Source organism: Salinisphaera sp. SPP-AMP-43 (genome assembly GCF_049568105.1).
Classification (GTDB): domain Bacteria; phylum Pseudomonadota; class Gammaproteobacteria; order Nevskiales; family Salinisphaeraceae; genus Salinisphaera.
This window is the reverse complement of record NZ_CP145335.1, coordinates 513,434-535,043: the sequence shown is the minus strand read 5'-3', so window position 1 is coordinate 535,043 and position 21,610 is coordinate 513,434. Positions and strand designations below refer to the sequence as shown.

The window sequence follows — 21,610 nt, the reverse complement described above, 5'->3', positions numbered from 1 at the left end:
GCTACTCTCGATTGATTGGTAAGGGCCGATCGTCCAGCGCGGCCAGGCGCGCCGCATCGGCCGGGTGGGTTGCATAATACAGACGATACCCAGGATGCAGGCCGGCACGATGCGGATTTACTGCAAACAAGGCCACTAGCGCGGCCCGGATGCTGGCGGTCGAGGTCTGGGTCGCAGCATAGGCATCGGCTGCGAATTCACAGCGGCGTCGATAGGCCGCGAACCACGGCCAGAACGCCCAGCCGGCCGGCCCTGCTGCCAGATAAAGCAGCCAGACCCCGCCCAAGAGCGGCAATTGCGGCCAGCCGGACGTTAGGCCGATACCGGCCAGGGTCGCATAGCAGAGCACCAACAGACTGCGTAGGGTGTGATAGACCGCGACATGATGGGCTCGAATATGCCCCAGTTCGTGGGCAACCGTCGCCTCGATCGCATCCGGGCCTAGATAGGCCAGCAGGCCGCGGGTCAGCAACACGCGCGAACCACGCGGCGTTCGCTCGGCGCGCGCTCCGATGGCATCGGCACTCGGGCCGCCGGTAACGATATACAGGCCCACTCGACCCAAACCGGCACCTACGGCCAGATCGACCAAACGCCGCCGCAACCCCGCATCCTCGATCCCGGATAGCGCAGCGGCATGCTCGGCGCGCAGTGCCCGCCGAGCCGACCCCAGCCCCAGCGCCACCAGCCACACTACGGCGGCAATCCCTCCGAACAGCGCCCCAGGCGCAACCGCCCAGAGCAGCGCGTAGAGCACGCCACCCAACCCCCATAACCACAGCACCTGGCGCGCGGCCGCAGCCAGCGACGGCCGCCAGGCCTGACGCTCGATTCGCCGCCACAGCACCGCACATAACAGGCCGTCGATCCCCACGCCCAGCACGACCCAAGCGTTCTGCCCTAGCGACTGGTCGACCACCGCCAGGCCAAGCGCCACCCAGGCCGTCCCCAGAGCCAACCGCAGGACGGCCCCCAGCCGGGACACCAACAGCCGATCGGCTCGCCGGGCCCCCTCGATCACGGACGCATCAATAGCTTGGCGCTGCAGGAACCGCCGCTGGAGCCGCCACAACGCCACATCGACGAGCAGGCCCAAGCCGATCCACACCCCGACGAATATCAACCCGGGCATGGTCGGCCTGCGGGCCACACGATGAAACCAAAAGCCAACACGTTACTCATTCTAGGCGGCCGCCGCGGCCCGTGCGAGCCGGATACCGGTTGGGCACAAAAAAGCGCCGGCAGTCGTAACGACCACCGGCGCCAGGTTCGACCGCGGCCTGCCGAGGCCGCGCGGTCGGGATCGGCTGGGTCTTAGCCGCCAGCGATCATGGTGCGCATTTCCAGGCTGTACATCAGCCATAGGGTGCCACCGACCAGAATCGCCAAAATCACCACACTGAATGCGCCCGAACCAGTATTCCAGGCGTTTTCTTCCGAGAAATCCAGATGCAGGAAGCAGAACAGATGCACCAGGATTTGGATCACGGCAGCGATGGCGACCACGATCAGCGTTACGCCCATCGAGAACCAGCCGAAAGCCACGGCCCCGAACGGAATACAGGTCAGAATCAGCGACAGAACAAACCCGGTGATATAGGTCTTGATGTTCAGACCGCCGAGACGTGTGTCATGGCTGGAATCGCTCATTGCATGACTCCCGAAAGATAAACCGTCGAGAACACCGCGATCCACACGATGTCCAGAAAGTGCCAGAACATGCCCAGACGCATCAGACGCGAAGCGACCGGCGGGGTCACTCCTTTGATCGCGACCTGCCCGACCATCACCAGCAGCCAGATCAGGCCGAAGGTTACGTGGGTACCGTGGGTGCCGACCAGAGTGAAAAAGGCCGATAAAAAGGCACTGGTCTGCGGACCCGCGCCTTCTTCGATCAGCACGAGGAACTCATGTACCTCAAGACCGATGAACAGCGCACCAAACACGAAGGTGATCAGCAGCCACAGCAGTACCTGCGACTTCTTCTGGGCATGCATACCCAGCATCGCCATGCCGAAGGTGATACTCGAAGCCAGTAGCGCCATGGTTTCGAAAAACACACCGCGCAGTTCGAAGATTTCGTGGCCGGCGGGGCCACCGTTGTAGTGATCGGATACGGTCACGAACATCGTGAACAGCATCGAGAAGATGATCACGTCGCTCATGAGGTACACCCAGAACCCGAAATTCACCAAGGTGTTCGGGCTGGATGCCGCATGCACGTCATTCCCGCCAGCGGCATGACTCGTCATAGTTGTTTCCAATCGCTCACGAAAAACAAGGGATGGCGCAGCGCCCCGTTAACCGGTGACGCCTGCCTCCTGCAACTTGCGGTAGCGCTCGTTCTCGATGCGCTCGACCTCGGCCGCCGGAATGGTGAATTCCACGTCGTCCTGACAGCCGCGGGCGATCACGGTGGCGATCATGCCGATGCCCGAAGCAATCGCCAGCCACCAGATATGCCAGATCAGGGCAAAGCCGCAGAAGAACGACAGCGCACCGAGCACTAGGCCTGCAACCGTGTTCTTCGGCATGTGGATGTCGCTGTATTTTTCCGGACGCTGGTAGGCCGCACCCATTTCCTTCTGATAGGTGAAGGCATCGCGGGTCTGGACGTTCGGAATCACCGCGAAGTTGTATTCCGGCGGCGGCGACGACATCGACCACTCCAGGGTCCGGCCGTTCCACGGATCGCCGGTTACGTCGCGCAGTTTCTCGCGGTCGCGAACACTCACGATCAGCTGGATCGCCATGCTCAGCACCCCGAACAGCACGAATAGCGCACCGATCGCAGCCACCAACAGGAACGGCTGCCAGGCCGAATCGTCATAGGTGACCATGCGGCGCGGCATGCCCATCAGGCCAAGCACGTACAGCGGCATGAAGGCCAAGTAGAAGCCGATGGTCCAACCCCAGAAGGCACGCCGTCCCCATTTTTCTTCCAACCGGAACCCGAAGGCTTTCGGGAACCAGTAGTGGTAGCCGGCGAACAGGCCGAACAGCATCCCCGGGATCAGCACGTTATGGAAATGCGCGACCAGGAACAGGCTGTTGTGCATCTTAAAGTCGATGCCGGGGATGGCCAGCATCACGCCGGTCATGCCACCGATGGTGAACGTGATGATGAAACTCAGCGTCCACAGGATCGGCAGATTGAACGAGATCCGGCCACGGAACATCGTAAACAGCCAGTTATAGATCTTCACCCCGGTGGGTACGCCGATCACCATCGTGGCGATCGCGAACACCGAGTTGCGTACGGCGTCCTGGCCCATGGTGAAGAAGTGATGCACCCAGACCGTGAACGACAACAGCGCGATCACGATGGTCGCGTAGACCAGCGACTTGTAGCCGAATACGCGCTTGTTCGAGTAGGTCGCCACCACTTCCGAGAACACGCCGAAGGCCGGCAGGATCAGGATGTAGACCTCCGGATGGCCCCAAACCCAGAACATGTTCACGTACATCATCTGGTTGCCGCCGCCACCCGAGGTAAAGAAGTGGGTGCCTACATAACGGTCCAGGGTCAGCAGTGCCAACACCACGGTCAGCGCCGGGAACGCCAGCACCATCAGGATGTTGGTGCACAGCGTGGTCCAGGTGAAGATCGGCATGCGCATATAGGTCATGCCCGGCGCCCGTTCCTTGACGATCGTCACCAAGAAGTTGATACCGGTCACGGTAGTCCCGATGCCTGATATCTGTAACGCCCAGATCCAGTAGTCCACACCCACGCCCGGGCTGGCCTTGATGCCGGAATACGGCGCATAGCCGGTCCAGCCTGCCTCCGAAAAATGGCCGATGGCCAGCGAGACCATCACCAGCATGCCGGCAGCCGCGGTCAGCCACAGGCTCACTGCGTTGAGATAGGGGAAAGCAACGTCGCGGGTGCCGATTTGGGTCGGTACCGCGATGTTCATCAAGCCGATGAGAAACGGCATGCCCATGAAGAAAATCATCATGGTGCCGTGGCCGGTGAACAGCTCGGCAAAGTGGTCGGCCGGCAGGTAGCCGGTCATGCCGGGCCCGCCGAAGGCCTGTTGGGCGCGCATCATCAGGGCATCGACGAAACCGCGCAGTAGGAAGATGAAGGCGATGATGATGTACATCACGCCGATCTTCTTGTGGTCGACCGTGGTCAACCACTCTTTATAGAGATACTTCCACTGACCGAAATAAGTCACCCCGCCGATGACCGACAGTGCCACCACAGCCATGAGGATGTCGGCACTGAGGATGATCGGATTGTTATAGGGGATCGCGTCGATCGTGAGCTTGCCAAAAATATCCATGATGTTATCTCGCTGGTGTCGCTAAGGAATCGCGGCCGCGCTCAGTGCGCCGCCGTTTCCTTGAGCTCACCCTTCATGGCCGGCTTCATCGCCGGGCCTTCCGGTGCATGGAATTGACCGATCACATCGGTAAACAGGCCGGACGAAACCGGTGCGAAATAGATCGGATCCTTGACCACGCTGGGCTTGGCGAACTGTTTGAACTTCGACATGTCCATCGGCTTGCCCTGGGCACGAACCTTATCCAGCCACTGCTGATACTCAGCCTCGGTCATCGCCTTGGCGACGAAACGATTCTTGGCAAAGCCGTGCCCGTTGTACTGATAGTTGCCACCGTCGAAATTACCCGTCTCGTGCGACATCAGATGCAGCTTGGTCTGCATGCCGGACATCGCGAAGATCTGGGTTCCCATCCGCTGGATCATGAACGCATTCATCACCGAGTTCGACGTCAGACGGATATTGAGCGGAACGTCCTTGGGGAAGGCGAATTCATTGACCGAAGCGACATCTTCGTTCGGATAAATGAACAACCATTTCCAATCCGTGGCCACCGCGCGGATCTCGACTGGCTTGGCCTCGGAGTCGATCGCCTTATAGGGATCGAGATCGTGGGTCGAAATCCAGGTCATCACACCCAAGATCACCAGAATCACCAGGGGGCCGCCCCAGATGAAGATCTCGGCGACCCAGGAGTGATCCCAGTCCGGCGTGTATACCGAATCGGTGTTGGACTTGCGATACCGCCAAGCGATACCCAATGTCAGCGCCACGATCGGAATGAGCACGAACATCATCAAGCCGATCGTGAAGATCGTGATATTACGTTCGGTCTCACCGACCGGGCCCACCGGCATCATCGTGCTGAGACTGGCTCCACAGCCACTCAACAACAGCACCAGAGCGGCGACGACAGCGCCCGAGGATAGGCGAAAAATCTTTCCTAGCATTGCGTTATATGCCTTGGAGTCGACCGGATCGGACGCATGCGCCAGCTAGGCCGCAGGCCAGATCACGTACAAACGGCTTGGCCAGCACTCCCGTAACCAGCCATGACTCGGGAACGACAGGCCATGATTAAGCCTGCGTTTAGGCGGCAAAACATACATCCGGAGACAGTCGCGGTCAATCTTCGACTAAAGTCGTATCCCACCCCAGGCGACCAGTGCCGAGCCCCATCCTGCGGCGATTTCATGTGTTTTCTGGCGCAGATCTTTCCAGATATCCACCCCATTCGTAGCCCGTGACGCCCCGGCCCCGGCGCGCCGAGCCCACGGCGTCTTGCGCGCAAAGCTACCCAACCCGGGCGCGCCCTACCGATGACCGGGCCCGGCTGCTAACGCACCCACCCAGCGCAACGCTCGGCGGGCATATCCCTGGCGATCGCTCCATACTGCGATACGCTGCTACGACCCGTTTGAATCCGCCGATTGAACGATTCGACATGATGCTGACATCTCCATGACGCCGCGCCGCCCCGCTCTCGCAAGGCGCGCACTGTCGCTCGCGCTGTTGCTGGCCCTGCTCGCAGCGGCCATGCCGTTGTCCGCCCAGGGCCTCGGCGAAGTCGGCCTCGGCCAGAAACCGCACCCGCAGCAACAACAGCCCGACCCGGCCGAGCTTCAGGCGTCGCTCGATCAAGTCATCAATACCCTGGAAAACGACGAACAACGCACCGCCCTGCTCAAGCAACTCAAACATCTCAGAGCCAGCACCCAGGCTGAGGCCGAACAGAGCGGCACCGCCGGCGGCGCTGCCAGTGGGCTACTCGAAGCGCTGTCGGATCCGTTTTCCAATCTGAATCGCTCGCCAACCGATATCTGGCAAGCACATGCCACACGCGCACTCGCCGATGCCCGGAACCTGTTTGCCCAGACCAGCCATCCGAAGCTGATCCGCAACTTGATCGAAACCGGCATCGGTCTGGTGGCCTGGGTGCTGGCTCTGATTGCGCTGACCCTGGCCGGGCGCCGTCTCTACCGCACCCGTGGCTGGCCGCTGGTCCTGCCGCCAGAGCCCCGGCCCTGGATGCTGATCGCGCACTTCTCGCGCCGTGTGTTTCCTTGGCTGGCCACGTTCGCGGTGCTGCTCGGCGGTGTGCGGCTCCTACAGACGCCGACGCCGGCCAGCACCGCCTTGCTCGTGATCGCCTATATCGGCCTGTGCGGGCGCCTGCTGTCGACCGTGTTCGACGTGGTCATCGCCTTATTCACTCGTGGCCACCGCCGGGTCGCAGTCTCGGTTTTGCACGACAAAGCACTGGCACCGCTGTTTTTTATTGGGGTGCTGGTGGCCTTCGGCGACGCCGTTAACAGCGACCGGCTATCGAACCTGCTGGGCAACAGCCTGGCCGACTGGCTATCGGTGCTGGCCAATGCCCTAGCCGGCTTGATCAGTGGCTGGCTGATCCTGCGTATCCGGCGCCCCGTCGAGCACCTGCTGCGCAACCGTTCGCTGGCCAACCGTCAGGACCGCGGCAGCTTTCGCGAACTGGTCTCGATCGGTGCCCAGCTCTGGCATGTGCCAGCGCTGCTGCTGGTGACTGCTTCTCTGGCCGCGATTTTTGTAACCGGCGGTCAGGCCCGGGCGGCCTTCGCCAAGGCGATGATCTGCACGGTATTGCTGGTGCTGGCCCTGGTGACCACCGGCCTGATCCGACGCGCACACGAACGCGCCGCCCGTCGGCAACGCCGCAACCAGTATGCCGCTCGTTTCCGGCGGCTCGGCTTCACCTTGGCCCACGGCATCGCTTGGCTGGTATTTGCCGAACTGTCGGTCCGGGTCTGGGGGTTTTCGCTGTTCGGCATTGGCGAACGCGGCGCAGTCAGCAATGAGATCGGCCGGGCATTGCTGGGCTTCGGCATGACCATCGTCATCGCTTGGCTGATCTGGATCGTGATCGATACCGCCATCGACCGAGCCCTGCACGGCCGCGGCGCCCACGGCCGCCGGCGCCATACCAACCGCGCCCAGACTATCACCCCGATGATCCGCAACATCGTGCTGTTCACGATCATCGTCATTGCCGGGATTGTCGGATTGGCCAACCTTGGGGTAAACGTCACCCCTCTGCTGGCCGGCGCCGGTGTGATCGGTATCGCCCTGGGCTTTGGCGCCCAAACGTTGGTTCAAGACCTGATCACCGGGATCTTCATCCTGATTGAGGACTCACTGGCAGTCGGCGATTTCGTGGAGATCAACGGCTTCATGGGCACCGTCGAAGGCCTAAACCTGCGCGCTGTACGCCTGCGCGATCTCGACGGCGTAATCCATATCGCGACTTTTTCGCATATCGATGCCATCCACAATATGTCGCGCCAGTTCGGCATCGCCCTGATCAAGGTCCGCATCCCCTACGACCTGCGTATCGACGATGCGATCGAACTGATGCGGCGGACCGCGGCCGACTTGCACCGCGATCCGTTCATGCGCGGGCTGATCCGTTCGCATCTGGAAATGCAGGGCATCCACGAATTCGACAACGGCTGCCCCATCCTGCGTATGCGCCTGCGCACCGCGCCGGAATACCAGTGGGACGTTTCCCGGGCTTTCAACCTAGCTCTCAAACGCCGCATGGAGACCGAATACATCAATCTCGGCGCACCACGGATGAGCGTGTCGATGGAATCCGGCGGTGGCGCCCGCTACGACCGACGCGGCAAGACCGCCGAGGACGAATCAGCCGCAACCGTAGATTGGCCAACCGACGATCGTCCGTCGCCCGACCCCGGTTGATGGAGAGCCGGCCAAGGCCAGCCAGGATTGGCAGCCGCGCGCCGGCGGATAATAAAAAACCGCGAAATATAAGACGTCTTTCAGCCCGCCCGAGCCCAATGACTCACGGCTACGCCGCTCACCCTTCGGGCCGGGCCGCTGCGCGGCCCTGGTTCGGATGCGCTGGCGCGCAGCCGTCGAACCTGGCTTTTTGATGAGTCGCAGGTTCGAATGAGCGTTATTCTCGCCCATTAAAAAACCCGCGCTCTGGCGGGTTTTTCGATATCTGGTGCGCCCGGCAGGATTCGAACCTGCGACCTTCGGCTTCGGAGGCCGACACTCTATCCAGCTGAGCTACGGGCGCTTGGAAGTCGGCTAGCATACGCGCTGCGCTTGGCGACGTCCATCGTCCAGGCGGCTCGATTTCGTATGCGGATGGGCCCTAGCCGGCGCCCATCCGTCTTCAAAGACCGAGCGCCACGCCAGACTTCTAGCCGTCCGCCGGACCCAGCATTGCCCGTAGCGCTGCCACCTGGTCGCGGTTTTCGTCGGCCTGGGCTTGCCGGCTCTTGCTCCCGGTCGCGCCCGGCCATTCGATCTCGTCGGCCGGCAGCTCGTCGAAAAAACGGCTCGGCACGCTGTCGCTTTCTTCTCCGCCGCGACGGCGCTTGCGGGCATAGGTCAGCGCTAGGCTCTTGCGGGCACGCGTGATGCCCACATAGAGCAGACGACGTTCTTCCTCGATCTTGTCGTCTTCTAAACAGGCATGATGCGGCAGCATCCCCTCTTCCAGGCCAGCCAGGAAGACGTGGTCGAACTCAAGGCCTTTGGCGGCGTGCAGGGTCAGCAGGTGGACCTGATTGTCGGCGTCTTTTTCGCTCTGGTTGGCGAAATCCAGCAGCGATAGCCGCCGCACGACATCCTCGAGGCCCGTGGGTTTGCCCTCGTCACTGTTATCGATCTGGTCCAGCCAGCCCAGGAATTCGTCGAGGTTTTCGATCCGCTTGCGGGCCGCGCGGGTGTTGGCCGAGGTCTCGCGCAGCCAGTTGCGATAGTCGATGTCCTGAATCAATTGGTTGACGAATTCGCGCGGGGTTTGGGACTCGCCTTCCATAACCAGTCCGCGGGCCCAGTCGACGAATTCGGACAGTCGACGACCGGATCGCTCGCCCACCCCGCCGGCCAGGCCGATGCCACGGGCGGCGTCGAACAGGCTGATATGGCGCGAGCCCGCATAGCGGCCGAGCGCTTCCAGTGTGGCCGGGCCGATCTCGCGTCTGGGCAGGTTGATGATACGCAGGAAGGCCGCGTCGTCGTCCGGATTGACCATCAGTTTGAGATAGGTGGTCAGATCGCGGATCTCGCTGCGCTCGAAAAACGAACGCCCACCGGAGACCTTGTACGGGATGTTGCGCTCGCGCAGCGCCTTTTCGAAGGATCGCGACTGGAAATTGCCGCGATAGAGCACGGCATAATCGCCATAGGCCGCGCCGGTACGCAGCTTGTGCGCCGAAATTTCGCTCGCCACGCGCTCCGCCTCGCCGGCCTCGTCGGGCGCCGACAGCACCCGCACGCGATCGCCCGGGCCCATCGAGCTCCAGAGTGTTTTTTCATAGGCCCGCTGGCTGGACGCCCCGATCAGCTGGTTGGCCGCCGACAGCACATTGCCCACCGAGCGATAGTTCTGTTCGAGCTTGATGACCTTGAGATGCGGAAAATCCCGTGACAGGTCGGCGATATTGCCCGGCCGGGCGCCGCGCCAGGCATAGATCGACTGGTCGTCGTCACCCACCACGGTGAACATGGCCCGGGCACCGGCCAGCAGCCGCATCAGCTCGTACTGCGCGGCGTTGGTGTCCTGATACTCATCGACCAGCAGATAACGAAACCGGTTCTGCCAGCGCTCGCGGGCTTCGTGGTTGGTTTGTAGCAGCTGTACCGGCAGCGCCAGTAGATCGTCGAAATCCACTGCGTTATAGGCTTTGAGCCGGCGCTGGTACTCGCCGTAGGCTCGGGCCATCGGCACGTCCGAACCGCTGGCCTGGGCCTGGGCGGCCTCGGGATCGACCAGGGCCGATTTCCAGCTGCTGATCGCGGCCTTGGTCGCCTTGCGCTGGTCGCCGTCGCGGCCGACCAGATCAGCCAGCACCTTATCCGCGTCCTCGGAGTCGAAGATCGAAAACCGCGGCTTATAGCCGAGCGCCTCGTGCTCCTCGCGGATCATCTGCAGGCCGAGGCTATGGAAGGTACTGACCGTCAGTCCACGGGCGTCGTCGGCCGAAATCAGTTTGGAGGCGCGCTGTTTCATCTCGCGCGCGGCCTTGTTGGTAAACGTCACCGCGACCACGCGTCTTGCGTCGTAGCCACGCGCAATCAGATGCGCGATCTTGCGGGTGATCACACCGGTCTTGCCCGAACCGGCGCCAGCCAGCACCAGGAGCGGTCCGTCCAGATACCGCATCGCGGCATCCTGCTGAGGGTTGAGCTTGGGTTGCGCCATGATCGCGCGATTCTAGGGCTTGTTGGGTTGTCATGCGAGTCCGGGGCCGCTCGGCCAAGCGGCGCGACATCTACGCCGGGCTCGGCCAGCGCGAGCCGCGCGGCCGAGCTTGGCCCTCGGGCAAGGCCGTGTTTCGATCATCGCCTTGCGCTGCCCACTCAACCCCGGGGCCGGGCTCAACGGCATCGTGCCGTGTCCGTATACTGCCTCTACCGCTCGGTTCCGATACACGCCACACGCATGGCCAACGCCACCTACCCGGTATGCGCCGAGCCATCCTGTCGGCGTCGAATCGGAGCGCTGGCTACGCTCTAGACTGGCGCAGCCAACGCTCGATCACGGGCGCATGCGGCACAGATCCTAGAACGATTTGCTGATCGTACCGACCACCGTCGCGCCGCAGGTATTGGCGCCGCCGAAGCAATCGCCACCACTCAAATCGGTGTCGATATAGGCGACTTTCCAGTTCAGGCCGAACTGATCGGTCGCCAACGACAACGACCAGTCCAGATAGTCGGGCGTGCCCCAGGCATCGTTGTCATCGACCACCTGGTAACCGACATGGCCGCCAAACGTCAGCCAGTTGTTGAGCTGCGAGCTAAAACCGAACTTGGGATAGAACGAGTCGCCGCTCTCACCATAGTAATCGCCGCTGTAGGACAGACCGAGCGTCGCCGACAGATTGTCTTCGGCATAAGTCACGCTCGGGGTGAACTCCCAGAAATCGATTTCCGGATTCGGGCCGGCCGTACTGGCCCCCGGATAGTAGTAATAGAGCACGTTAAAGTCGAAAGAGAGCTGGTCGCTCAGCGCCGTACCGTAGCCGCCGTACAAGTCGACTTCGGCCTGAGCGCCGTTGTCGCCGTTGTAGGGGTTCGGGTTGAAGTTGTCGACGTTGGATGCCCAAGTGCCGAGATAGAACCCCGAATCCATGGCGTAGTCGAAACCGCCCTGGACGGCAAAGTCGCGGTCGGTCTGCGAGATGCCACGGAATCGATAATCGGTTGTGAAAGCCACATTGGCAGTGAGGCTGCCCTTGAATGCCTTCAAATCCCAATCGCTAGCAGTCGAACTGTCGGCGGCGATCGCAGTAACCGAGGATGCAGTCAAGGCTGAGGCAGCGATAGCATTGAATAACAGTCTTGTCATGTCGGCCTCCATGGCGACGGTCCAAAAAAAGGACACGCGCGACCGCTCATCCCGAAACGGACAACCCGCGTCGACGCTTTTCATGCGATAGACGTGCCATGGGTTACCTTGATTGTTATTTTTTTATAAAGAAATTCTGCTTCAAAATGCAGGAAAATAAAATTAACACTGCACACAAAAACCAAGAAAGCAGAATTAGGTGCTGAAAAATCATATCGATGACTTTTCGGGCAGCGGTATGCTGCCCCCGAAAACAGGCGATCCAGGTCACGCCTTTATCTAGCCGCCACGTATGGCGTGTGTCTATTCAGAGCAGCTCAGAAGCCGTCCGCGGACAGCACGGCGCAGGCGCGATAGCCATCATGAGGGCCAGCGCCACCGCACACGATCTTCAGCGCAGATCACGACGGCTGTCTGTATCACGATTGCTGGACCGAAGCCGGGAGCTGTAGCGCGCCTACGTATTCGAAACGCTTGTCGAGTCAGCCCCGATCCAGCTGACGGAACCCAATCGCCTCGGCGATGTCCGGAGCCGCGATCGCCTCGCGCCCAGCCAGGTCTGCGATGGTACGGGCCACGCGCAGAATCCGATGATACCCGCGGGCCGACAGGCCGAGTTGGTCGATTGCGCGTTCGAGTAGACGCGAGGCCTCGGGCCCGGGCTGGCAATGCACGTCGATTTCGGCAGCGGTCAACGCGGCGTTACTGGTTTGACCACGCCCTTCAGCCTGGCTCCTTGCACCAATAACGCGCTCTTGCACAATAGATGAGCGCTCTGACTCTATATTAGGCTCCATAAGCACCTTTTTGGTGATCGGTGCCACATTAAGATGCATATCGATACGATCGAGCAGTGGCCCCGAGATTCGCCCGCGATAACGCTCGATGCGCTCGGGCGTACAGTGGCAGCGGCCGGAGGCATCACCCAGATAGCCACAGGGGCAAGGGTTCATCGCAGCCACGAACTGGAACGCAGCCGGAAATTCAGACTGGCGCGCAGCACGCGAGATCACGATATGTCCGGACTCGAGCGGCTCGCGTAAGACTTCCAGCACCTTACGATCAAATTCGGGCAGCTCGTCCAAAAACAACACACCGCGATGGGCGAGCGTGATCTCGCCAGGCCGCGGCGTCGAGCCGCCCCCCACTAGGGCTACGCCCGAAGCGGTGTGATGCGGCGCCCGAAACGGGCGTTGGCCCCAGTGCTGGGTATCGAAACCTCCTTGAGAGATCGATGCGATCGCTGCGACTTCCAGGGACTGCGCATGGCTCATCGGCGGCAACAACCCGGGCAGCCGCGACGCCAGCATGGTCTTGCCTGCCCCGGGCGGGCCAATCATCAACAACGAGTGCCCGCCGGCAGCGGCGATCTCCAGAGCCCGCTTGGCCTGCGGCTGGCCACGGACGTCCATCAGATCGGGGGCGCTTGCCGACTCCGCTGTGGCCGCCCCGGCCTCGGGCGTATGCCAGAGCGTCTCGACACTACCGGCCAGCTGGCCAGCCACATCCGCCAGGTGGCCGGCAACGCGCGCGCTGTCGGGCCCAGCAAGCGCGGCTTCGGCACCGTTATCTTCAGGCAAAATCAAACGGCGCCCGGCCTCGCTGGCCGCAAGCGTGGCCGGCAGTGCGCCTCGAACGCCGCGCAAGGCGCCCGACAACGACAACTCGCCGAGAAACTCGTAGTCGGCCAGGGCCTTGGCCGGAATCTGGCCCGAGGCCGCGAGGATACCGAGGGCGATGGCCAAGTCGAAGCGGCCACCTTCCTTGGGCAGATCCGCCGGGGCGAGATTGACGGTGATCCGGCGCATCGGAAACTGATAACCGCTGTTGGCGATCGCCGCACGCACCCGGTCCTTGCTTTCCTTGACCTCGGTCTCCGGCAGACCGACGATCGCCAGCGCCGGCAGCCCGCCCGCTAAGTCGACTTCGACCACCACCGCCGGCGCGGCTAGACCGGTCTGGGCCCGGCTGTGAACACTGGCCAGCGCCACTGGCTAAATCACCATTAAACGCGCCCCCAGGCTGGGCCCGCCGGCGCTACTGCTGCTGTTGCTCATTCGCCTCGAGTTTATCCAGGCGCTGCTCCAGTTCGGCCAGACGCGCCCGGGCATGGGTCAGCATGTCACGGGTGGCTTCGAATTCCTCACGCGGCACCAGATCGAGCTGCGAAAGCTGGCTTTGCAGCACCGCCCGAAAATTGGCGATCACTTCGTCGCGCAGAGGCGCAGCCTGCGGCGGCAACGCATTGGCCAAACGCGCGGCCATATCTTCGATGGAACGCATGCTCGCTCCGCTGTAGAACATTTCAGTCAAAGCATGCACCGGAAAACCGATCCGCGCAAAGCGAAATCTGTACTAACGACAGCGGCGCGGTACAGGCCCGGCAAAGCTTGGCACGGTGAGTGCTAGACAGTACCGGCAATCGTCAGCGGGGAATGAGGGGAATACCCGGGTCGCCCTTCGGATTGCGTATTTATGCGTGACAGGAGCCAGTTATGAAATTGATCACCGCCATTATCAAGCCATTCAAGCTCGACGAGGTCCGCGAAGCGCTTTCCGAAGTGGGCGTTCAGGGCATCACAGTTACTGAAGTCAAAGGGTTCGGCCGCCAGAAGGGCCATACCGAACTCTATCGGGGCGCGGAGTACGTCGTCGATTTCTTGCCCAAGGTCAAGATCGAAGTCGCGATCGAGCAGCCGGATCTGGATCAGGCCGTCGAAGCCATCTCCAAGGCGGCCCATACCGGCAAGATCGGCGACGGCAAGATCTTTGTGACCGAACTCGAACAGGCGATCCGTATCCGAACCGGCGAGACCGGCAAGGACGCGTTGTAACCCCTGGCATTCGAAAGGGGGGCCCACGGGAACACAACGGTCGCATGCGCGACGGACATCGTTCGGATAACACGAGAATCAGCAACATGCCGTGCCCTAATAGCGTTTCCAAAGTTCAGCAGGGCCGGTCTTCAGACGCACGGCAACCCGCGAATCGCCTTCTCGAGTGGCCCGGCGATGCGCGCGGTCCTATCGACCACGAATCCCCGTCGCCTCGGTTGCTTGGGCAACGTCGCCTTATTGAAAAGGAATCTATTTCCCTGTTTTCGAGCCGGAAACCCTATTCACGAGGTCTTTTTCAACCGCGCACGACGCAACGAGGCATGAATCGACGGACGTTCTGGCACAAACCATGCTTGACCCAGATTCGTGCAACGGTCATCGCCGACCGACCTCCGTTCGGGGGTGCGATCACGGCCACTATATTCGTGTCGTCGTTCATCGTTCATGCGTAGACGTACAAAAAGGTAGTCCCATGTCAAAACGCCTACTGTTCAAATCCGCTGGTATCGGCTTGGCTGCACTTGCCCTGCCGGTATCTGCCTTCGCCCAGGATTCCGGGCCCCAGCTTAGCGCCGGCGATACCGCCTGGATGCTAACTGCGACCGCCTTGGTGCTGTTCATGACCATTCCCGGTCTGGCGCTGTTCTACGGCGGTATGGTGCGCGCCAAGAACTCTCTGTCCGTGCTCATGCAGTGTTTTTCGATTTGCTGCCTGGTGACGCTGATCTGGGCGCTCTGGGGCTACAGCGTGGCCTTCGGCGGTGACGGCATGATCTGGGGCGGATTATCCAAAGCTTTCATGTCCGGCGTGGGCGTGGACAGCCTGTCGGGCACGATCCCCGAGACCGTTTTTTCCACCTTCCAGCTCACTTTCGCCATCATCACGCCGGCGCTGATCGTCGGCGCCTTCGTCGAGCGCATGAAGTTTTCGGCGATGCTGTGGTTCATCGGCCTGTGGGTCACCTTCGTCTATACACCGATCGCCCACTGGGTCTGGGGCGGCGGCTTCCTCGGCGGCTGGGGCGTCCAGGACTTTGCGGGCGGCACCGTGGTGCATATCAACGCCGGTGTGGCCGGTCTCGTGGCGGCCCTGATGCTCGGCAAGCGCAGTGGCTATCCCAAGACCATGATGCGTCCGCATAACTTGGGCTATACCCTGGTCGGTGCTTCGATGCTGTGGGTCGGCTGGTTCGGCTTCAACGCCGGTAGTGAACTGGCGGCCGACGGCGCTGCCGGCATGGCCATGTTCGTTACCCAACTGGCCACCGCGACCGCGGCGCTCACCTGGATGTTTCTGGAATGGGGCAGCCACGGCAAGCCCAGCGTGCTGGGCATCTGCTCGGGCGCGGTCGCCGGCCTAGTGGCCATCACCCCGGCTTCCGGCTTCGTCGGCCCAATGGGTTCGATCGCCGTGGGCGTCGGCGGCGGTTTCTTCGCCTTCTATGCGGTCACGCTGATCAAGACCCGGCTCGGCTATGACGATTCGCTGGACGCCTTCGGCGTACACGGGGTCGCCGGCATCGTTGGTGCGATCCTCACCGGTGTGTTCTCGGCCGAAAGCCTCGGCGGTTCGGGCCTGTCGGATGCGGCCGGCGGCAGCATTCTAGCTCAGGTGGGCATTCAAGCCCTGAGCGTAATCGTGACCATCGTCTACTGCGCGGTCGCGACGGCAATCATTCTGGCCATCCTCAAGGCCGCGCTCGGCCTGCGCGTCGATGCCGAATCCGAAGAGGCTGGCTTGGATCTATCGCTCCACGACGAGCGAGCCTACGACCTCTAATTCGATTGCCACAATCGAATGGATCAAAACGGGGCGCCTTCGGGCGCCCTTTTTTGTGGCCCAGCCTGTCTGAATAGCCATAGCCTAGCTATAATTCGGTGCATCTTCTCCCGAACCGCACCAACAATGAGCGCCTCTACGATTCGTCGCGGCCGCCAGGCTCTTTTTTTGTGCGCAGGCCTGATGTTGAGCCCGGCGGTTTGGGCCGCCGCTCCCAGTGGCCTCGACAAAGCCGATACCGCCTGGATCATGACGGCGACCGCCCTGGTGCTGTTCATGACCCTGCCCGGCCTCGCGCTGTTCTATGGTGGGCTGGTGCGCGTCCGCAACGTGCTGTCGGTGCTCATGCAGTGCTTCGCGATCTGTGCTCTGGCTTCGCTGCTGTGGTTCGCGGTCGGCTATAGCCTGGCGTTTTCCGGCAACGGCAGCGTGATCGGCGATCTGTCCCGTTTCGGCCTGACCGGCATGCAGCCTACGGACGTCACCGGCACCATTCCCAGCCTGCTGTTCGCGCTGTATCAAATGACCTTTGCCGTGATCACTCCGGCATTGATCATCGGCGGCTTCGCCGAACGGCTCCGGTTTTCGGCCCTGCTCTGGTTTTCGGGGCTGTGGCTGCTACTCGTATATATCCCGGTAGTGCACTGGATCTGGGGCGGCGGCTGGTTGGCGAACCTGGGGATGCTGGATTTCGCCGGCGGCACGGTGGTGCACGTGACTGCCGGCGTCGCCGCGCTAGTGGCTGCGATCGTGCTCGGGCCACGCGCCGGTTTCCAAAAACGACCGATGGCGCCCCACAATCTCACCATGACGGTCTCCGGCGCGGGCATGCTCTGGGTCGGCTGGTTCGGTTTCAACGGCGGCAGCGCTCTCGCGGCTAACGGTCAGGCCGTCAGTGCCATGCTGGTCACCCATCTAGCAGCCTCGGCCGGCTGCCTGGCCTGGATTGGTGCCGAGTGGGTGCGGTTCGGCAAGCCCAGCGTGCTGGGCATTGTCACCGGTATGGTCGCCGGGCTCGGCACCATCACCCCAGCCGCAGGCTATGTTGGGCCATGGGCTGCGATTATCATCGGTCTGGCCGGCGGCCTGGTGTGCTTCGGGGCAACGTTGTTCGTCGAACGGGTGCTGCGCATTGACGATTCGCTGGATGTGTTTCCCGTGCACGGTGTGGGCGGCATGCTTGGCACCCTACTCGCCGGCATATTCGCCGCGACCGGTCTCGGGCCGTTGTCTGGGCACGGGCTGGCACCCGATATATCGGGCATCGGCGAGCAGTTCGGGGTACAGCTGCTTGGAGTGGTGACCGTGCTCATCTACACGGCGATTCTGACCTGGATCCTACTCAAGCTCATCGATGCCGCACTCGGCTTACGGATCGGTGCAGACGAAGAAGATATTGGCCTGGATATCACCGAACACGAAGAACGTGGCTATGATCTGTAATCGGCCGACCTGTAGACTCATTGGCCGAGCGCATCAGGAGGACAAACAATGAAAATGGTCACCGCGGTCATCAAGCCGTTTCGCATGGATGACGTCCGAGAAGCCCTGGCCGAGGTCGGTGTGCATGGCACTACTATGACCGAAGTCCGCGGCTTTGGGCGTCAGAAAGGGCATACCGAACTCTACCGCGGCGCCGAGTACGCCGTAGATTTCCTACCCAAGGTCAAGCTGGAAGTCGCGGTCGATGAAGAACGCGTCGAAGCAGTGGTCGATGCCATCATCAGCGCCGCCAAGACCGGCCAGATCGGTGACGGCAAGATCTTCGTACATGCCCTCGATCAGGTCGTACGCATCCGTACCGGCGAGACCGACCGGGACGCGATCTAGCCCCACCGGATTTCCAAGCGCGGTTGTACGGCAGCCGTGCCTTAGTGTTTGCGCAGTGCTTCTGCGCCAGCACTAGGGCCTGTTGATGGCTTATCCGAGCGCCGCTAGGCTGTTCACCTATCGGTTTTGCATAGCACGAGCCGAAGGCGCGGCACGTTCTAGACACGCCATGCCGTAGGGCGCCCATGGTTCGTTTGGCAGGGGCGGCCCAACCAAGACGCCAAGTGCGTATCGACGAACAGGCCCTAGGCACATGATATGACTATGCAGCGGCCGCTATGCCTGGTCTTGCCTCCATCGTGGTGCTTCAAAAAAGCGCTCGGCACGGATTCACAACGCCATCAAAGACCCTAGGGCGTATTGAGGTGTCGTCCGAGCGTCGTGTTGTCGCCCCAAATCATGGCAGGCGAGGCGCGAGCCGCCGATTCTAGGCACCACGATCGAGGCTCGTAATAGGCCCGATGCGATTTTTGGGACACAATCCTTTGAAACAACGGCTTCTCGGCCGTAATCCAGCGTTGCCGCTCACCGCCGTCGCACAACTACGCCGCGCTCATAGCGCCCTGGCTTGCAGCCCAACAGCGCTTGGCGCGAACGCGCACGAAACCGCCATCCCCCTATACCGGCGGCGGCCTACGGCAGCGCTTCTCCAGCGCTGGCCGCCCACGACAGAGCCATCGCAAAGCGCTGCGATGCGTCCCCACAGCCGGCGGCATACACAGCGCCGATAAGCTCCGCGCTAAACGCATCTCTATCGCCTCGGGCACGGCGTAGCGCGGCAAGCGCTATTCGAATTCAGGCCTGTGGCCGCAATAGCCGCCCGATCCGCTCTCGTATACGTTGCCACAGGCCGCGCTCCTGCCAGCGTTCGGCCTCGATGATGTCGGCCCGGCCCAGATCCTGATCGTAGTCCTGCGATAGTTTGGACACGATCTGTTGATCGACCACGGACACCGCGATTTCATCGTCTTTGCCCATCGAGCGATGATTGAAATTCGCCGAGCCGACGATCGCCAGTACGTCATCGAGCAACACGATCTTGGCGTGCATCATCGTAGGCTGATAGCGATGCAGCCGTACGCCAGCCCGCGACAGGCGTTCGAAGGTGTCTTCTCCGGCCATGCGAGCCACTACCGAGTCGGTATGCGGGCCCGGCATGAGCACTTCGACCGTCACCCCACGCTCGACGGCCTGACACATCAAGTCGATGGTTTCGGAATCGGGCACGAAATACCCCGTGGCGATTCGCAGCCGCGACTGGGCGATAGTCAGTACCAAACGAAACAGGGTCGCGATATCGCTGTAGTTGACGGCTGCGGAGGTGCGGATCACCTGGGCCTGAACCGGGCCATCGGCAGGCGGCGCGCCATAGGAGCGTGCATGTTCGAAACCGGGCTTGCCGGCCTCGATCCAGTTCGAAAGAAAGGCCCCACGCAGCCCATCCAACACCGGGCCAGTCATACGAAAATGAGTATCGCGCCATTCCTCGGGATTGCGCGCATCGCCGTCCCATTCGGCAGCGATACCCACCCCGCCGGTGAAACCGACTTTGTCGTCGATCAACAGAATCTTGCGGTGGGTTCGGTTGTCGATCTGCCAGATCCGCCAGCGGGCCTTGCGCCGAAACCAGGCGATTTCAGCCCCGGCCTGCTCCAGCTCGTCGAGCACCTCTTTCGGCATGCTATGCGCGCCGAAGGCATCGAGCAGCACCCGTACCACCACCCCGGCTCGGGCGCGTTCGGCTAAAGCGCGGCCGAAACGTTCGGCGACTTCGCCCTGCCAGTAAATGAACGTCAGGAAATCGATCGAGTACTCGGCCTGGGTAATGGCCTCGATCATCGCCGGAAAGATATGGCAGCCATTGACCAGGGGCTCGACATGATTGCCCTGGGTGAAAGGGATCCCTAGCGCGGCCTCGAAACAGCGTCGGTAATCGTCGGCGCTAGTCGGCGCGGGCGGATCCATCCGATGGCTCATATAAATCTCTCAGTAGGCGCAGAAGCGCTCCCAGCATACGGCATTAAGCGTTGCATGGCCGCTGCTAGACGCGGTCTGCCCGCCCCCCTGCCTCGTCAAAGGTTATTCCACTCCGGCGGGCGATCAATCTTCAACCCGCCGACAGCTCGCCCGCCGGGGGTAATCATAGCGGCCTACACCGGTGTGACCAGGGCAGCGGACTGCCGGCGCCGGGCCCGCGAGCCGACATCGGATGCCGGAATCGCCCGTACCGGGGTTCGCGGGCCGGCCGGTCGATCACGGCCGCAGCGGCTGGTCGACTTCGCCTACACCGGGGGACAATGCCGACGGCCAAAGCGGACTCGAATACGTCGCTCGAAATTCGTCAGCTGGGCATGCTTGTGACCCGACCACTGGCACTGGCACTGGCACTGGCACTGGCGATCACTTCACACCCGAGTCGTGTCCGGGCCACCTGCGTCCCGACTCTCGATAAGAAAACTCCGGCGCGCTGCGATTCAGCCGGCCTGGCCGACAGCGGCATCTTCTGTGGCTGGCTCGAACCCCGGCAGCCGGCCCCGAAAATAGTCGGGAATGCGTTGTTCGAGCCAATAGGCAGGCGCACCGTAGCGGCCTGCAGCGACGAAGCCGACATGACCGCCGTGCTCCGACAGCTCGAAGCGAATCGCATCCGACAACTCGCCAGCAGTAGGAATGACGGTCGGCGACATGAAGGGATCGTCGCGGGCATGCACGATTAGCGTGGGCGTGCGAATACTTTTGAGATAGGCCCGACTACTGGCCTGGGCATAGTAGTCATGGGCATCGGCGAAGCCGTTGAGCGGCGCGGTGATCGCGTTGTCGAAACTCGGGAAATCGCGCAGCGTCGACAGGTCGGGCAACGGCCGATCGATGATGCGATCGCGCACCTTGGCTTCGACGATCTCACGCATGCCATTGATCAAATGGGCCTGATAAATACGCGACAGGCCATTCTGCACGGCATAGGCACAGGTCTTGAGATCGTAGGGCACCGAGACCGCGACCGCACAGGACAACAGCGAATCGCAGCCGCGCTCGCCGAGGTATTTCAGCAGAACGTTGCCCCCGAGCGAGTAACCGGCAGCCGCCAGCGGCGCATGGGGATAGCGCTCGCGCAGCCGGTCCAGCAGCAACCCCAGGTCGCCGGTTTCGCCAGAATGGTAAGAATTCGATAGCCGATTAGGTATGGAGGCACCACGAAAGTGCAGCAGCACCCCGCGACTGCCATGGGCGGCTACTTGGTGCAGCAGCCCGCGGGCGTATTTGGATTCCAATGAGCCATTCAGCCCATGCAGCACCACGACCACTGGCGCATCTTCGGGCAATCCAGCTTCTGGTAACCAGGACAGATCCAAGAAATCGCCGTCGGCGAGCTCCATACGTTCGCTATCGACCGACAGCGGCGGCATGGGCCGGGCCTGTGAGGCAAACAACGTCTGCGCATGGGGATTGCGGAGCCAGAAGGGCGGCTTGAATTCGCTGGTCGTCAACATCGCATCAGGCCCGGTTT

At 62.0% G+C, this 21,610-nt stretch carries 16 protein-coding genes and 1 tRNA gene; 5 read left to right on the top strand and 12 right to left on the bottom strand.

All coding sequences use genetic code 11. The annotated features are described in order from the left end of the window. Position 1: 1 nt before the first annotated feature. From V5738_RS02265 to cyoA, 5 genes are all read right to left on the bottom strand, one after another. Positions 2–1,132 (bottom strand): M48 family metallopeptidase, encoded by a 1,131-nt coding sequence (locus V5738_RS02265; RefSeq protein ID WP_423822781.1) that lies wholly within the window; start codon positions 1,130–1,132, stop codon positions 2–4. Positions 1,133–1,314: 182 nt separating this feature from the next. Next, the gene (cyoD, locus tag V5738_RS02260) at positions 1,315–1,650 is read right to left on the bottom strand and encodes a cytochrome o ubiquinol oxidase subunit IV (protein WP_423822780.1); all 336 of its coding nucleotides are present in this window, start codon (positions 1,648–1,650) and stop codon (positions 1,315–1,317) included. Next, positions 1,647–2,252: a cytochrome o ubiquinol oxidase subunit III gene (cyoC, locus tag V5738_RS02255; RefSeq protein ID WP_423822779.1), complete on the bottom strand. Its 606-nt coding sequence runs from the start codon at positions 2,250–2,252 to the stop codon at positions 1,647–1,649. Before cyoC ends, cyoD begins: the two co-directional genes overlap by 4 nt. Before the next feature lie 48 nt (positions 2,253–2,300). Next, positions 2,301–4,286 carry a cytochrome o ubiquinol oxidase subunit I gene (gene cyoB / locus V5738_RS02250; RefSeq protein WP_423824227.1) on the bottom strand — a complete coding sequence of 662 codons (1,986 nt, stop codon included), beginning with the start codon at positions 4,284–4,286 and terminating at the stop codon, positions 2,301–2,303. A gap of 47 nt (positions 4,287–4,333) precedes the next feature. Beyond that, positions 4,334–5,242 (bottom strand): ubiquinol oxidase subunit II, encoded by a 909-nt coding sequence (cyoA, locus tag V5738_RS02245; protein ID WP_423822778.1) that lies wholly within the window; start codon positions 5,240–5,242, stop codon positions 4,334–4,336. 511 nt (positions 5,243–5,753) lie between these two features. On the opposite strand from cyoA, the gene V5738_RS02240 reads away from it, so the two are divergent. Beyond that, positions 5,754–8,027: a mechanosensitive ion channel family protein gene (locus tag V5738_RS02240; protein WP_423822777.1), complete on the top strand. Its 2,274-nt coding sequence runs from the start codon at positions 5,754–5,756 to the stop codon at positions 8,025–8,027. A gap of 266 nt (positions 8,028–8,293) precedes the next feature. On the opposite strand, the gene V5738_RS02235 is transcribed toward V5738_RS02240, so the two are convergent. From V5738_RS02235 to V5738_RS02215, 5 genes are all read right to left on the bottom strand, one after another. Continuing rightward, positions 8,294–8,370 (bottom strand) — tRNA-Arg (locus tag V5738_RS02235). Positions 8,371–8,496: 126 nt separating this feature from the next. Continuing rightward, positions 8,497–10,506 (bottom strand): UvrD-helicase domain-containing protein, encoded by a 2,010-nt coding sequence (locus V5738_RS02230; RefSeq protein ID WP_423822776.1) that lies wholly within the window; start codon positions 10,504–10,506, stop codon positions 8,497–8,499. 360 nt (positions 10,507–10,866) lie between these two features. Next, positions 10,867–11,655: a TorF family putative porin gene (locus V5738_RS02225; protein WP_423822775.1), complete on the bottom strand. Its 789-nt coding sequence runs from the start codon at positions 11,653–11,655 to the stop codon at positions 10,867–10,869. Between the two features lie 482 nt (positions 11,656–12,137). After that, positions 12,138–13,646: a YifB family Mg chelatase-like AAA ATPase gene (locus tag V5738_RS02220; protein WP_423822774.1), complete on the bottom strand. Its 1,509-nt coding sequence runs from the start codon at positions 13,644–13,646 to the stop codon at positions 12,138–12,140. 46 nt (positions 13,647–13,692) lie between these two features. Then, on the bottom strand, positions 13,693–13,938 hold the full coding sequence (locus V5738_RS02215; protein WP_423822773.1) for an accessory factor UbiK family protein: 246 nt from the start codon (positions 13,936–13,938) through the stop codon (positions 13,693–13,695). A gap of 212 nt (positions 13,939–14,150) precedes the next feature. Here V5738_RS02215 and glnK point away from each other — a divergent pair, with 212 nt between their 5' ends. From glnK to V5738_RS02195, 4 genes are all read left to right on the top strand, one after another. Beyond that, entirely contained in the window at positions 14,151–14,489 is a 339-nt protein-coding gene (gene glnK / locus V5738_RS02210) for a P-II family nitrogen regulator (RefSeq protein ID WP_423822772.1), read from the top strand. A 475-nt stretch (positions 14,490–14,964) separates the two neighbouring features. Beyond that, positions 14,965–16,272, top strand: a complete 1,308-nt coding sequence (locus V5738_RS02205) for an ammonium transporter (protein ID WP_423822771.1) — start codon at positions 14,965–14,967, stop codon at positions 16,270–16,272. A 183-nt stretch (positions 16,273–16,455) separates the two neighbouring features. Next, positions 16,456–17,715, top strand: coding sequence for an ammonium transporter (locus V5738_RS02200; protein ID WP_423822770.1), 1,260 nt, complete (start codon positions 16,456–16,458; stop codon positions 17,713–17,715). 48 nt (positions 17,716–17,763) lie between these two features. Beyond that, positions 17,764–18,102 (top strand): P-II family nitrogen regulator, encoded by a 339-nt coding sequence (locus V5738_RS02195; protein ID WP_423822769.1) that lies wholly within the window; start codon positions 17,764–17,766, stop codon positions 18,100–18,102. Between the two features lie 795 nt (positions 18,103–18,897). Here the strand turns inward: V5738_RS02195 and V5738_RS02190 are convergent. Together V5738_RS02190 and V5738_RS02185 are read right to left on the bottom strand one after the other, a co-directional pair. Beyond that, positions 18,898–20,079, bottom strand: a complete 1,182-nt coding sequence (locus tag V5738_RS02190; protein ID WP_423822768.1) for a phospholipase D-like domain-containing protein — start codon at positions 20,077–20,079, stop codon at positions 18,898–18,900. A 497-nt stretch (positions 20,080–20,576) separates the two neighbouring features. Next, the gene (locus tag V5738_RS02185) at positions 20,577–21,593 is read right to left on the bottom strand and encodes a hydrolase (protein ID WP_423822767.1); all 1,017 of its coding nucleotides are present in this window, start codon (positions 21,591–21,593) and stop codon (positions 20,577–20,579) included. Between the last annotated feature and the right edge of the window lie 17 nt (positions 21,594–21,610).

Bases quoted from the DNA above. Each gene is read 5' to 3' on its own strand.
- V5738_RS02265 (WP_423822781.1), bottom strand. From the start codon at position 1,132: ATGCCCGGGTTGATATTCGTCGGGGTGTGGATCGGCTTGGGCCTGCTC.
- cyoD (WP_423822780.1), bottom strand. From the start codon at position 1,650: ATGAGCGATTCCAGCCATGACACACGTCTCGGCGGTCTGAACATCAAG.
- cyoC (WP_423822779.1), bottom strand. From the start codon at position 2,252: ATGACGAGTCATGCCGCTGGCGGGAATGACGTGCATGCGGCATCCAGC.
- cyoA (WP_423822778.1), bottom strand. From the start codon at position 5,242: ATGCTAGGAAAGATTTTTCGCCTATCCTCGGGCGCTGTCGTCGCCGCT.
- V5738_RS02240 (WP_423822777.1), top strand. From the start codon at position 5,754: ATGACGCCGCGCCGCCCCGCTCTCGCAAGGCGCGCACTGTCGCTCGCG.
- V5738_RS02230 (WP_423822776.1), bottom strand. From the start codon at position 10,506: ATGGCGCAACCCAAGCTCAACCCTCAGCAGGATGCCGCGATGCGGTAT.
- V5738_RS02225 (WP_423822775.1), bottom strand. From the start codon at position 11,655: ATGACAAGACTGTTATTCAATGCTATCGCTGCCTCAGCCTTGACTGCA.
- V5738_RS02215 (WP_423822773.1), bottom strand. From the start codon at position 13,938: ATGCGTTCCATCGAAGATATGGCCGCGCGTTTGGCCAATGCGTTGCCG.
- glnK (WP_423822772.1), top strand. From the start codon at position 14,151: ATGAAATTGATCACCGCCATTATCAAGCCATTCAAGCTCGACGAGGTC.
- V5738_RS02205 (WP_423822771.1), top strand. From the start codon at position 14,965: ATGTCAAAACGCCTACTGTTCAAATCCGCTGGTATCGGCTTGGCTGCA.
- V5738_RS02200 (WP_423822770.1), top strand. From the start codon at position 16,456: ATGTTGAGCCCGGCGGTTTGGGCCGCCGCTCCCAGTGGCCTCGACAAA.
- V5738_RS02195 (WP_423822769.1), top strand. From the start codon at position 17,764: ATGAAAATGGTCACCGCGGTCATCAAGCCGTTTCGCATGGATGACGTC.
- V5738_RS02190 (WP_423822768.1), bottom strand. From the start codon at position 20,079: ATGAGCCATCGGATGGATCCGCCCGCGCCGACTAGCGCCGACGATTAC.
- V5738_RS02185 (WP_423822767.1), bottom strand. From the start codon at position 21,593: ATGTTGACGACCAGCGAATTCAAGCCGCCCTTCTGGCTCCGCAATCCC.